At 46.6% G+C, this 12,312-nt stretch carries 12 protein-coding genes; 7 read left to right on the forward strand and 5 right to left on the reverse strand.

The window, feature by feature from the left end; translation table 11 throughout:
* The first annotated feature begins 348 nt into the window (after positions 1–348).
* Together EXU85_RS36270 and EXU85_RS29630 are read left to right on the forward strand one after the other, a co-directional pair.
* Positions 349–456, forward strand: a complete 108-nt coding sequence (locus EXU85_RS36270) for a hypothetical protein (RefSeq protein ID WP_168207891.1) — start codon at positions 349–351, stop codon at positions 454–456.
* Positions 457–692: 236 nt separating this feature from the next.
* Complete coding sequence (locus tag EXU85_RS29630; RefSeq protein ID WP_142775542.1) at positions 693–2,738, forward strand: hypothetical protein; 2,046 nt, start codon at positions 693–695, stop codon at positions 2,736–2,738.
* Positions 2,739–2,953: 215 nt separating this feature from the next.
* On the opposite strand, the gene EXU85_RS29635 is transcribed toward EXU85_RS29630, so the two are convergent.
* Positions 2,954–3,310: a helix-turn-helix domain-containing protein gene (locus tag EXU85_RS29635; protein WP_142775543.1), complete on the reverse strand. Its 357-nt coding sequence runs from the start codon at positions 3,308–3,310 to the stop codon at positions 2,954–2,956.
* A 166-nt stretch (positions 3,311–3,476) separates the two neighbouring features.
* On the opposite strand from EXU85_RS29635, the gene EXU85_RS29640 reads away from it, so the two are divergent.
* The gene (locus EXU85_RS29640; RefSeq protein WP_142775544.1) at positions 3,477–4,352 is read left to right on the forward strand and encodes a pirin family protein; all 876 of its coding nucleotides are present in this window, start codon (positions 3,477–3,479) and stop codon (positions 4,350–4,352) included.
* A gap of 873 nt (positions 4,353–5,225) precedes the next feature.
* Here EXU85_RS29640 and EXU85_RS29645 read toward each other — a convergent pair.
* Entirely contained in the window at positions 5,226–5,897 is a 672-nt protein-coding gene (locus EXU85_RS29645; RefSeq protein WP_246859296.1) for a hypothetical protein, read from the reverse strand.
* Between the two features lie 375 nt (positions 5,898–6,272).
* A complete protein-coding gene (locus tag EXU85_RS29650) occupies positions 6,273–6,872 on the reverse strand; it encodes a hypothetical protein (protein ID WP_142775545.1) in 600 nt (199 codons plus the stop codon).
* Between the two features lie 585 nt (positions 6,873–7,457).
* On the opposite strand from EXU85_RS29650, the gene EXU85_RS29655 reads away from it, so the two are divergent.
* The 3 genes from EXU85_RS29655 to EXU85_RS29665 all read left to right on the forward strand — a co-directional run bounded on the left by EXU85_RS29655 (position 7,458) and on the right by EXU85_RS29665 (position 9,602).
* Entirely contained in the window at positions 7,458–8,246 is a 789-nt protein-coding gene (locus EXU85_RS29655) for an SDR family oxidoreductase (protein WP_142775546.1), read from the forward strand.
* Positions 8,247–8,338: 92 nt separating this feature from the next.
* Positions 8,339–8,683 carry a hypothetical protein gene (locus tag EXU85_RS29660; protein ID WP_142775547.1) on the forward strand — a complete coding sequence of 115 codons (345 nt, stop codon included), beginning with the start codon at positions 8,339–8,341 and terminating at the stop codon, positions 8,681–8,683.
* Positions 8,684–8,693: 10 nt separating this feature from the next.
* The gene (locus EXU85_RS29665) at positions 8,694–9,602 is read left to right on the forward strand and encodes an AraC family transcriptional regulator (protein ID WP_142775548.1); all 909 of its coding nucleotides are present in this window, start codon (positions 8,694–8,696) and stop codon (positions 9,600–9,602) included.
* A gap of 19 nt (positions 9,603–9,621) precedes the next feature.
* On the opposite strand, the gene EXU85_RS29670 is transcribed toward EXU85_RS29665, so the two are convergent.
* Positions 9,622–10,563, reverse strand: a complete 942-nt coding sequence (locus EXU85_RS29670; protein WP_142775549.1) for an NAD(P)-dependent alcohol dehydrogenase — start codon at positions 10,561–10,563, stop codon at positions 9,622–9,624.
* A gap of 249 nt (positions 10,564–10,812) precedes the next feature.
* Between EXU85_RS29670 and EXU85_RS29675 the strand changes: the two genes are divergently transcribed.
* Positions 10,813–11,310 (forward strand): cupin domain-containing protein, encoded by a 498-nt coding sequence (locus EXU85_RS29675; protein WP_142775550.1) that lies wholly within the window; start codon positions 10,813–10,815, stop codon positions 11,308–11,310.
* Positions 11,311–11,318: 8 nt separating this feature from the next.
* Here EXU85_RS29675 and EXU85_RS29680 read toward each other — a convergent pair whose 3' ends face one another.
* On the reverse strand, positions 11,319–12,299 hold the full coding sequence (locus EXU85_RS29680) for an AraC family transcriptional regulator (protein ID WP_142775551.1): 981 nt from the start codon (positions 12,297–12,299) through the stop codon (positions 11,319–11,321).
* Positions 12,300–12,312 lie beyond the last annotated feature (13 nt).

Raw genomic sequence — 12,312 nt, forward strand, 5'->3', positions numbered from 1 at the left:
AAATAGTGCGTGATGTACCCCTTCGACAATGGGGAGGCTAGCCTACATCTACGTTGCCCAATAAACGCTACTACAGAATCAACACGACGAATCAACCTCAACAAGCACTGGACAGAGGCCTGTATCGAGGACGCTACATTTGTGAACGTTAATTTGAATCGGGCCTGTGTCCTTAACAGGGCCTAAGCTTAGGAATGCTGATTTAAGGGATATAGATATTGAAGGCGCTCAACTGGGCGGAGCCTATTTTCACCAGATCGGCATGCCTCCCCAAGGTCATCCTCAGTATGATTCATCAGCCAAACAGCCCCCCTCCGATTTGATAATTGTGACTTATCGGGTAGTACTTTGACTAATTGCAACCTGGCGGGTGTTGTGTTGACGAATTGCCTCCTGAGGGGCATGAAAATCAACGGTATCTTAGTGGAAGAGCTAGTAACTTTCTATGGAAAGTAATGAACTTGGGGATTGTATGTTACTTTAACCTGAATAACTGGTACATTCTCAACCCTCCTACTTGAGACGATAGAATCTTCACGCGTCTGCTACAGGAAACGGGTGTTTTTAGAAACGGTAATTTAAGGGTGGACTATTCAATAAAATAAGTTACCGATTACACATTTGTAAGGAGTTTAGTAGCCAGACTTAAGTAGTATTAGGAGATACCACAATCTTACTTAAACACTCCTGATATGTCTACACGTACTACTTCTCGAGCACTCGGTTGGTTAATTGGATTGTTGCTGCTTGTCTGCTGGAATTTGAAGGCCGAGGTTAGGCTTAATTTCACTGAGATCGATTCTATTCAGGCTACAAAGTCGTTTCGTGAACCAAATACGGCTATCGATTCCGCCCCTATCAGCCTGACGGCCACCGCTGGGGTGCCCTTTAAATACCAGTTGCCCGCCCTACTGCCCTATCAAAGTGCGATTTACTCCTCATCACAGCTACCCGGCAATGGATTGAGCCTATCTTACGTAACCTTACCCCCATCCATCGTGGGTACGCCAAACGCTACAGGTGTGATGAACCTGACCGTCAGCGCCAATCTTACTTCGAACGGCCAGCCAGAGTCAGCCTGGGTTCCTATTATTATTACGATCACTGCTCCCACTCCCATCAATCTGACGGCTACCGCTGGGGTGCCATTTAGCTATGAGCTTCCCGTCCTACTGCACGACAACAGCACCGGTTATACCTCACCACAGCTACCTGGCAATGGATTGAGCCTATCTTATGTAACTTACCCCCCATCCATCATGGGTACACCAAACGCCACGGGCGTCATGAGCTTGACTGTCAACGCGCACAATAATGTGAATGGTCAGGAGGGATCCGCCTGGGTACCCATCACCCTTACAGTTATTGCCCCTACTCCCATCAGCCTGACGGCCACTGCTGGGGTGCCATTTAACTACAAGCTACCCGTCCTACTGCCCAGTAATAGTGCAGGTTACTCTTCACTACAGCTACCTGGCAATGGATTGAGCCTGTCTTATGTAACTTACCCCCCTTCCATTACCGGCACGCCCACCACCACGGGCGTTATGAAGCTGACCGTCAACGCACACAGTAATGTAAATAGTCAGGAGGAATCGGCCTGGGTACCCATCACCATTACGGTCAACCCATCTGCGACAAGCTTCGCCATTACCGGCGTCAACCTGATTAGTTGCCAGACCATCTCGGCTACCCAACGACAACTCTCCTTTACCCCCCAATACGTGGGTACCACAGGACAGCCCATCCTGTTCACCGTCTATCAGCAGCTTCCCTTTACCACCCAACCAGGCCCCTATAGCCTCAATCTCGACACCAGCAATCCGCTCATTACCCTGATTGCCCAGCAGAACGGGGTTCTAAGCAGCTATAACTATCAGTGGCTGGCTGGCTGCAACACGACTACGCCCAACCGCCCGCCTACCACCACGGGTATTCCCCCCCAGACGGCCCAGACAGGGCAAGCTTACCAACTCAGCTTAGCGAACTATGTTACGGATCCTGATGGAAACCCCTTAACCTATATCGTATCCGGTCTTCCCGCACCCCTGACCCGAACCGGGGTCATTATTAGCGGTACGCCCGCTAGCACGGGCAGTTTTCCGATCAGTGTAACGGCGGTTGATCCAAGTGGCTTGTTTGTCTCGACTACGTTCCAACTCACCGTGAACGGAACCACCCCACCGACTCAACCTTTTACGTTGGTTGGTGTCACCACGACTGGGTGTCAGAACCTGGGGGGGAATCAGTGGCAGGTGACGTTTACTCCTCAGTATACAGGACTGACGGGTGAGCAAATCGTGCTGGCCATGACCAATGGAATAATCACGACCCAGGCCGGTCCTTATAGACAGACCTTATCGACTGAACAGCCGTTGCTGACGCTGATTGCCCAACAGGGGAATACTACCTCAGCCTATAACTACTTCTGGCTGGTTGCCTGTACTGGGGGAGCTCGGCAGGCAGCCAGTGAAGTCGGCAATGGCTTACAGGTTAAGGTGTTTGGCAATCCAGTACAGAGTCAGCAGGTGGACGTAGAAATTAGCGGAGTTATCGGGCGTTGGGTAGAGGTGACGGTGCTGGACATTCAGGGTCGAAGCCATCACCAGCAGCGGCTGGATTGGTCCACAGATCGGGAACGGATCAGCCTGCCTTTAAGCCAAGAAGTAGGTACGCACCTGGTCCAGGTACGCACGGAGGGTCAAGTTCATACGGTAAAGTTGATCAAGAGCCGATAAGATTTGTGTAGGAGGGAACAGACCCGCCAGAACAAAATTGGCGGGTCTGCTTTTGTTGTAAAATCCACCTATCAACCTTCCTGTTTGTAAGTACAAGGTATTGGTTCTCAAACAACGCTCCTTTAGGAGACGAATGAGCGTTTATGTGTTTACTTCAAGAAATGGGTGTTTTTAGAGACAGTTAATCCAACCAAGCGTAAACTATTTCCTGTCATTCATTTATCGCCCGAGATCATCTTTTGCCGATGTAACTCGCCCCATTTGCGTAAGGATTCAATCACGTCATGTAATGTTTGGCTATGAGCTGTTAACGTGTACGTCACCTTAGCGGGATAGGTGTCATATAGAGTTCGCTTGACCAACCCGTTCAACTCCAGATCCCGTAATTCTTTGGAGAGCATTCGATCCGTAATCCCCTGAACCTCTTTGGCGATTTCCCCAAACCGCTTCTCCCCGAAGGTAAGGGCCACAATAATCGGCAACTTCCACTTCCCATTTAATACATCCAGGGCATCCCGTATGGGGCGCAAAGTACGGCTACATTCCTCCGGTAATAAGTTTGTTGGCTCCATAGACTATCGTTTGTAATAAGCAGGTTGTTTTCCTTATTGGGCTTGTTGCTATACTTGAGTATAGTACTATACTCAAGTATACTACTTACTAAAGTATAGCAAATGTAGTAAATTTGTAGAAGCAAAGGGAACACAAGCATTGACCCTTCATAAACCAGGTAGTGATATGAGCATTCAACGAAATCTTGCCAAACTATATACACCCCAAGCCCAGCGGGGATTTTTAGGAGCGGGCCATCTTGCCAGCCCTCTCATTCAGGTTGCTTTTTCAGAGAGCGATCCGTTTATCGTCTTGATGGATGATCGGCTCGAAAAACGGGATGAACAGCCAGTCGGTGGACCACACCCCCACGCCGGTTTTGAAACGGTTTCCCTATTGCTGGAAGGCGAGATGGGCGATGAGGCTTACCGCATGAGTGGGGGCGATTTACAACTAATGACGGCCGGGAGTGGCGTGATTCATACCGAAACCATCGAGCGTGAAGCCAATATGCGTCTCTTGCAATTATGGTTGACGCTGCCCAAGAAAGACCGCTGGGCTACACCACGGGTGCAGGACATTCCCTTAAACCATGTGCCCAGAGTTACCAATGAGTCGGTGGATATCAAAGTCTACAGCGGCTCTTTGGCGGGTGTAACCTCGCCCGTTCAGAATTATACGCCCCTGATTCTGGCCGATATATGGTTGGCACCCCATGCATCTACCGTACAATATATTCCTGCGCCTTACACCGCCTTTTTGTATGCGATTGAGGGTAGTGTGGAAGTTGGCGACGCGAAGAAACAGTTAATGCAGGATCAAGTGGGCTGGCTTGACCGATTCGCGGATGATGACGTCCTGAGTGAACTTAGATTAACGGCTGGTGAAACGGGAGGTCGCGTCATTCTTTATGCCGGCGAACGGCAGGGGGACGAAATTGTATCCCATGGACCCTTCATTGGCGATACGCAAGAGGACATTCGTCGGCTTTACCAGGATTATAGACAGGGTAAGCTGAACCATATTGCCACCCTTCCCCAAGGGCAACATATTCACTACTAATCAGCTATTTGCTAATTGAAAGGCCTAGTTCATAGGGATTATAATCAGAAATGACCGTTTCTGATTATAATCCCTGTTTTATAATTTCGCATTAAACGCTCTTTATTGAGTTGCTGTAGCTAGTATCACAACGGCGTAAGATACCGAAGCGGGAACACAGGATTAAAGCGTATTCTCATCCTACCCTCCTACTTGAGACGATAGAATCTTCATACAGGAAGCGGGCGTTTTGAGAAACAGCTATACACCATATTTCTGACCCTCGTTACGTCTAAAGTCCATGAGGGTTATTCCATCATAACGATACACTCCGAAAAAAATATCCAGCCAAAATACGTCCATTATTAGCTTCTAAAATCCCAAAAAGTTAGTGATTGCGTTATTTCAATTACAGTTACCACGAACCCCGCTATTGCTTATACATTGATTGTGCACTGATTTTATCGAGTAAAAAATACAGCATAATAATATACTTCGCCATCAGGGTCAGTGTATTTTGTTCCACCTTTTGGGAGGCTGTTCTGTATGATCAGGCTCTTACCGATAGAATCAGTATACTCGTATGTAGGGTCAATCCATCTGGAAGTGGATGCGTCTTTGGTTTCGGACTTAATACTATTTTTTTACCTCCTGTTTGGTTTTATCTATAGTAGATGAACCTGTTTAAACTTTATTTTTTATATCTCCAATGCGCTTTAGTTTAACCGCAGAGAGCGCTGAGACAAAGTCGCAAAGAACGCTGAGTTTGCTGACTGAATTTCTTTGCGCTCTTTGCGCTTTGCCTTAGCGTTCTTTGCGGTTAATTTGAAAAGTTTAAACAGCTTCAAAAAAACAACCGTTAAGAATAAAGCATCTATGTAGTTCATAATTTACTTAGCAACCGCCTTGGCGAGGGGCACGTTTATAAATTAGTTTACTGGCTCGTTCTACATAGTCGCCCGATAGTATTGGATATGAATACTTGGGCGCGTGCGATACATTATGGCTTCTTATAATTAGTTTGTCGTTAACGTTCAGGGTATGCAATTGCTGAAATTCATTGTTAACGTTCAATAAATTCCTGTCAGATTTCTCCGAGCCAAAACTAAGAATATAATCGTCGCCATTAATCCTGACCATCACTCCAAAACCTAATCGTGAGCCTGGCGGAAGAGAAAGAGAGGTTACAACAGCCTCCATATTGGTAAAAGCACTTATATGTTTCCTTACTTTAGCTTCACCGGCATACACTTTTTTACCTTCGGGAGACGCTTCCCATTTTTTGTACCTTATACCATCAGGGGTAGCCTCCCATTTTTTTAATGCAGCTTTCTTTTCAGCAGCAGAGAATGGCGTTGAGGTTGACTTTTTCGAAGCTTCATTTTTAATTTCACGATTAGCTAATACTAGTCCGCTTACCACAACCAGCGGTAAGATCAGCGCATACATAATTTTTTTCATGTTTTTTGCAGGTTTAATTAAAATAAGTCTATATCCTGATAAATCAGATCCGGTTAAGGCATTCTTTTTATTTTCAAGGATTTCAACCACTGCGATGGTCCGCAAAGCTAAAAGTTCGTATTCTGTCGCCTGTTAATGGCCTGTAAAAGAATGTTAACGAAACGTAAAAACTTCTCTTACAGACTGCTATGGATTTTGGCCTCTAAGTAGTTGGATATACTGTACACTAATGTTGCCTATACAGCTGTCTTACAAAACGCTCCCATATGAGATGAAAATAACGTTGATACATCCGGCTTCATCTATCCATGTTCGGAACTCGATGAGATAGTAGTTTTCTAAAAAAAACGATCCTGCATGACAACTGTCCGTGTCTGCGTCTTAAATAGGGCGTTTACTTCGGAGTTCTGATAAAAACCCTTTTTTGCAGGTTTTACGTAAACTACGAAACGGTAGATTGACTGGGTTCATCCTACTTACTTATATGCTGGCGAAGTAATCCATTAGTCTGTGCCACCACAACCACTGACCCGCTACGTTCATTGTTAGGTGCAAAAGCAGAAAGAGCCCTAAAGCCAACGGGTACGATGGCTGTAGCCGACCCATTCGTCGATCGTCAAGCAGTAGCAGCAGTAATACCACTTCAATGGCGACGAAACTACCATTCAATGTTTTAGCGAAACTGTCAAACCAAGGAATGAAAAATAATAAGCGGGTAATAGCGGGCGGCAGAATGATGAGTACAGTGCAAACCATATAGCGGGCATGGAGGGCTAATCGTTGCCCATTTCCTAAGCTCAACCCCAGAAACAAGGAAAATAGGACCAGGGAGGAAGCGTCGATGAACGAAAGCTGATAAACCGCTCCGGGCGGGTACTCATCGGCTGCCCTGAGCATCAGGTGCATCATCTTGACTCCTCCAATCAGCAGGGCAGGCACTAGCACAATCGTGCCGATCCAACCTAGTTTTCGATGCAAGGCCAATTGCCCACGTCGATACAAAATAGGTTGTAGAATGAGTAACCCCATCCATAATCCTGCGGAGGCTCCATGCAGATGATGGTATAGGTCAGTCTGCATGAGATGGGAAAAATAAGACCGGGAAAATCCCAGCCAGGTTATGATAACGGCCACCCCAAAATACCAGGGTGCATTGGGATATAGCAGAGCCTGTTTAACTGGAGTTGACTTGACGTGGTCTTGGTTAGGCTCTTTCAATTGAAGTAACTATCTATCGTGAGGCTTTTCTTAGAGTAAGATAGCCATTAAATCATTCTAAACTAGAGAGCATGAGTTGCCTGTGTAAAATTTGCGCTATTGGCATAAGCCGTATCCATAAAACTTGGCTTGATGGATCAATACCAGACCACATAGAAATAGATTATTAACGTATACACTGCCCTGCCTGTAAAAATGGGTCTGCTTTTCCTCAGCATGTTGTTTTGTACGTTGGAAAGTAAACGATGAAAACTGTCAGCTCAAAAGACGGCTGCGCACCCCGTTCTCGCTAAACATTTGTTTAGTGATCCACAGCTAAAGGCAAGCGGTTAAGAGCTGGCTTGCTCCTACTGTAACTATATGCCCTTTCAACTACAACATTGCGACTTTTGGCTACATCCGTTTTTGTAGTACGGCAGAACTTTGCATCAACAAAAAACGCAAATCATGAACTTAACAAATAACACAATCTTGATTACAGGCGGAACGGGTGGGTTCGGAGTTGAATTTGCCTCAAAACTAATGGCACTAGGCAATACCGTCATTATCACCGGACGAAACGCTCAAAAACTACAGGAAGTAGCCCAAAAACTGCCTGGGGTACATACCATACAGAGCGATGTGAGTTTAGTAGAAGACATTAGTACCCTGTATAACCGAGTGACCAGGAAATTTCCGGACCTCAATATCATTATCAACAATGCGGGCGAAATGCGAAAAATCAGCTTACACCATCAGCATGCCCTTACGGACATCACCCGAGAAATTGACATTAATCTAATGGGGCCTATCCGGATGGTGCAACAGTTCCTGCCGCATCTCAAAACAAAAAAAACGGCTGCTATCCTCAATGTTACGTCGGGCATTGCGCTGATGCCTTTTCCAATATCCCCCATTTATAGTGCAAGCAAGTCGGGGCTTCGGGCGTATACACAAGCGTTACGGGTGCAACTAAAAAATACCAACATCAAGGTTATTGAGCTTGTCGCTCCCGGTTCGTCCACCGCCCTGAACGACAAATTTCGAAACGAAGACGGCTTTAGTGAGAGTGCCTTGATGGCTCCTGAAAAAATAGTCGATGCCGCCATCAAGGGAATGCAACATGATAAGAATGAGATTTATCCTGGTCTTGCCAAATTAATGCGGGTGCTGAGCCGGGTGGCTCCCAACTTTATCATTTCGCAATCGGCTAAAATGGGCGCATCATTTATGTATGGTAAGCAGGAACACGAATAATAGGAACAATTCACGGCTTATCGTACGCATCCCGCTATTGGATCAGACCCTGAAATTCAAACGAGTTCATCCAGTAAACCACAACAAAACTTATGAAAATCATTAGTATCCTACTCCTGTTCATTTCATCGTTTTTAAGCATTAAGCATGGTTGGGATGCTTTTCAACCCGCTACTGCCGAACAAACAAAAATGATGGCAGACATAGGTATCACCGAGACCGTGAAACCGTTCTTTGGCGTATTTTCAATCATCATTGGGTTGATGATTTTGTTTCCCCAGACATTTTTTATCGGAAACCTACTCAATGCAATCACCATTCTATTGATCATGGCTTTATCCTTACGAGCAGGAACGGTCAGTACGGCTTTACTGGAAATTCCTTTTCTTGCCTTGCCGTTACTCCTGATTTGGTTAACGTATCCCTTCAAGAATTAACCGTATGGCCATGGATAACAAAAAACCATTCAGAATTAAATCAATAGCAGAAATACATCGGTTGATGAACCTGCCGAAACCACAGCACCCGCTCATCGGTATTATTGATCTGAAATGGCTTAAAAATGACCCCAATATCAATTCCGTTATTTCTGATTTTTATGTTGTGTCCTTAAAAAGGGGCTGCGACAAATTATTTTATGGTCAGCAGAAATACGATTTCGATGAAGGGCTAATGGCCTTTATCTCGCCAGGGCAAATTTTGCGTGGAGAAGAGGGCGGTGTACCGCACCATCTGGAAGGCTGGATGCTGTTCATCCATCCCGATTTTTTATGGAATACATCACTGGCTAAAAAAATCAAGCAATACGAATACTTTGGGTATTCGACCAACGAAGCCTTGTTTCTTTCCGACAAGGAGGAAACGATCATCAACGGCATTCTTGAGAATATCAGGCTGGAATACCACGCCAACCTGGATAAATTTAGTCAGGATGTGATTATTGCTCAATTGGAGGTGTTATTTACGTATGCCCAGCGGTTTTATGAACGCCAATTCATTACCCGAAAAATCACCAACAGCAAACTACTAGACCGATTAGAAGCTGAACTAACCCGTTACTTTGCTAATGAGGATTTGCTGGCAAAAGGACTGCCTACTGTTCAATACATGGCGGATACACTCCATGTTACCGCCAAATACTTAAGCAGTTTATTGAAACAGCTCACGGGGCAAACCACGCAACAGCTTATTCACGAAAAATTGATTGACAAAGCGAAAGAAAGACTGTCGACGACTGAATTGTCTGTTGGCGAAATTGCCTACGAACTAGGCTTTGAGCACTCGCAATCATTTAATAAACTGTTTAAATCGAAGACGAACCTGTCGCCTTTAGCATTCAGGCGATCGTTCAATTAACCACGATCCGGGCAGACGATCAATCCAGAACGATCACCGACTTCCCCATGACTTTACCCCGACGAGACTCCCGGTAGGCTTCTCGGATATTGGCCAGAGAATAGGTCTTATTCAGCACGATCTGCAGATCATGTTCAGCCAGATGCGCTAACGTATTAAGCCCGTCGACGGTGGGCTTTACGATCAAAACCTTGAGTTTTTGCCCGGAAAACAGATTATTAATGGCTGAGTAAAGAAGCGTCAACGGCGATGGAAGCGTACTGACAAACACAGCTCTCGATTTCATTAGCGGCCTGGCATCGGTAAAGGAAAGCCTGGTCGATAGATCAATAACAGCATCGAACCGTTGAGCCAGACTCCGAATAGGCTGCCTGGTGTAATCGACTACATTATCAGCGCCCCACTTGGTTACTTCGGCAACGCCCTGTGTGCTGACAACTGCCGTCACCCTGGCACCGCGTTTTTTGGCTAGTTGCACAGCAAATAGGCCAACCCCACCGCTAGCCCCGTTAATCAATACGTCCTGGTTAGGGCCTACTGCGGCCAGCTGATCAATAATTTGCAGGGCCGACAGTCCGGTTAGGGGTAAGGCCGCTGCCTGCTCAAACGACAGGTTAGCCGGTTTTGGGGCAATATCCGTCTCCTTAACAACAATGTAATCGGCGAGGGCTCCGCCTTTGAATACGTCCAGTACGCCAATGACCGCATCACCAGTCTTAAAGCGGCTCACGGCGCTGCCTACTTGGTCGACACTACCCGAGAAATCGATGCCCACCGATTTAGGAAAGCCAGTGCCCGACATCAACTTCATGTCTCCACCATATACTTTCCAATCCAGCGGGTTAATCGAAACCGCTTTTACCCGGATCAGCAGTTGATCGTTCTGAATACTGGGCACCGCTTGCTCGACTACCTCCAGCACGCTTTCGTCGCCAAACTGATTATACATTACTTTTCTCATGATTGCCGTGTTTTAGTTTCTACACCGCAAAGTTGGGCCTGATAAAGAACTGTAAATAGCGCAAAAAGCCAGAAAAATAGTCGAATCCGACGAAGCAGGTGCACCCAGCAACTTCCCGGTAGGTGTCCCTATATAGAAAGAAGTAGGCTTTATGCTTTGGTTTGTCCGATAGGACTGATTTACGGTCACATCGGAATATTTTCCGGCTTAAAGTCTTCCGAACTTTGTGAAGTACTTCAATCAAACATCATGGGAAATCACAAAAAACCGATCACGGTAGGCTCTCAGGAAGGCAAAAGCGTTTCTGTTGGTGGAAGCACCTATCGAATCCTGGTGGCTGGCAAAGACACAACAGGAGCCTTCGCTACAATTGATATGCTGGTACCTCCCGGCGGTGGACCTGGACCGCATGCCCACGCCGATTTCGAGGAATCGTTTTACGTAGTCGAAGGCGAAATTGAGGTCAAATCCGAGTTTGGCAGTTATGTAGCCACCAAAGGGTCCTTTATTAGCATTCCCAAAGGGGGTGTAGTGCACGGTTTCAAGAATACGAGCGGGCAAACGGCCCATTTGCTTTGTACCGTGGTACCTGCTGGCCTGGAACTGTTATTTGAGGAGATCGGCCAACCCGTTGCAGCCGGTCAGTTCCTGCCACCGCCCGTGCTGGATGGTCCTACCATAAAAAAACTACAGGCTATTGCAGAAAAGTACGGTCAGCAAGTATTCCCGCCGGATTATCTGGGATAACCAGCGCGTTACGAATAAGAGTATCGCTTCGGGTTTAAGCCATAATGCTTTTCAAACAGTCGACTGAAGTGGCTTAGATTGGAAAAGCCCAGCTCATAGCCCACCTCACTAACCGAATGTTTGCCCTGTTTCAGTAGGAAGGCGGCTTCTTCCATTCGGGCTTGCTGGTAATACGTATAGATGGTGCTGCCAAATGTTTGCTTGAAAAGCTGTTTTAGCTTGGTTTCGCTCATCGCAGCGACCTGGGCGAGCTCACGGATTACCGGCGGCACGCTCAGGTCGCTGATAATTTCATTGCGTATGGACAAGAGCCTTTCCGCATCAGCGCTGTTGATTGCCTGATGAGCAGCGCTTTCGCGTAAAGACAGTTTATAAAAAACCAGATAGAGCAGTTCCTGCACCTTGATCTGCATGTAGAAGTTGCTCAGATTGGTAGTCATGTCCATGGCGGCCATGTTTTTAAGTAGCAGCTTGGTCTCGGCTTCCATACGTTCAAAAAAAAGGAAGGAGTTACCGCTGCCGGTAATCGTTTGGAGTACCGAATTGGGCTCGTTAACGCCTAATAATTCCGTCAAACGGAGCGGCTTTATGGCGACCACCACATACTGAATCTGTTGATGGGCGGGAAAACGGATGGTTGAGCTGAGATCGTTGGAGGTAACCTGGATCGCCGACTCATCGCGCTGCGAAAACAGAACCTGGGTGTCCTCGTTGTAAGCGATCTGGAGCGCCTGCTCGTTGTTGTAAAAAAAGACGGTGATCAGGTCATTTCCCTGGCCGGATGTAGTGCGTTTGAGGACAAGATCTTCCTTGAGCAAGTATCGGTGTATGGTGATCTTGAAGTCCGGCCCGAATGCTAACTTCCGTACGTACCCCTGTCCTATATGATCCGGTATCACCAGCAGGCCGTTCTGTACCGGTGCCTGTATATGACGGGCAAAGTACGTTATAAAGTCGAAATCAGGTGTTGCATAGAAACTGAATAGCATGACGAAAGAGCCT

The organism is Spirosoma sp. KCTC 42546 (assembly GCF_006965485.1).
In the GTDB taxonomy this organism is placed as follows: Bacteria; Bacteroidota; Bacteroidia; order Cytophagales; family Spirosomataceae; genus Spirosoma.

Excerpts from the sequence above, each read along its gene's own strand:
- EXU85_RS29630 (WP_142775542.1), top strand. The coding sequence starts at position 693 with ATGTCTACACGTACTACTTCTCGAGCACTCGGTTGGTTAATTGGATTG.
- EXU85_RS29635 (WP_142775543.1), bottom strand. The coding sequence starts at position 3,310 with ATGGAGCCAACAAACTTATTACCGGAGGAATGTAGCCGTACTTTGCGC.
- EXU85_RS29640 (WP_142775544.1), top strand. The coding sequence starts at position 3,477 with ATGAGCATTCAACGAAATCTTGCCAAACTATATACACCCCAAGCCCAG.
- EXU85_RS29650 (WP_142775545.1), bottom strand. The coding sequence starts at position 6,872 with ATGCAGACTGACCTATACCATCATCTGCATGGAGCCTCCGCAGGATTA.
- EXU85_RS29655 (WP_142775546.1), top strand. The coding sequence starts at position 7,458 with ATGAACTTAACAAATAACACAATCTTGATTACAGGCGGAACGGGTGGG.
- EXU85_RS29660 (WP_142775547.1), top strand. The coding sequence starts at position 8,339 with ATGAAAATCATTAGTATCCTACTCCTGTTCATTTCATCGTTTTTAAGC.
- EXU85_RS29665 (WP_142775548.1), top strand. The coding sequence starts at position 8,694 with ATGGATAACAAAAAACCATTCAGAATTAAATCAATAGCAGAAATACAT.
- EXU85_RS29670 (WP_142775549.1), bottom strand. The coding sequence starts at position 10,563 with ATGAGAAAAGTAATGTATAATCAGTTTGGCGACGAAAGCGTGCTGGAG.
- EXU85_RS29675 (WP_142775550.1), top strand. The coding sequence starts at position 10,813 with ATGGGAAATCACAAAAAACCGATCACGGTAGGCTCTCAGGAAGGCAAA.
- EXU85_RS29680 (WP_142775551.1), bottom strand. The coding sequence starts at position 12,299 with ATGCTATTCAGTTTCTATGCAACACCTGATTTCGACTTTATAACGTAC.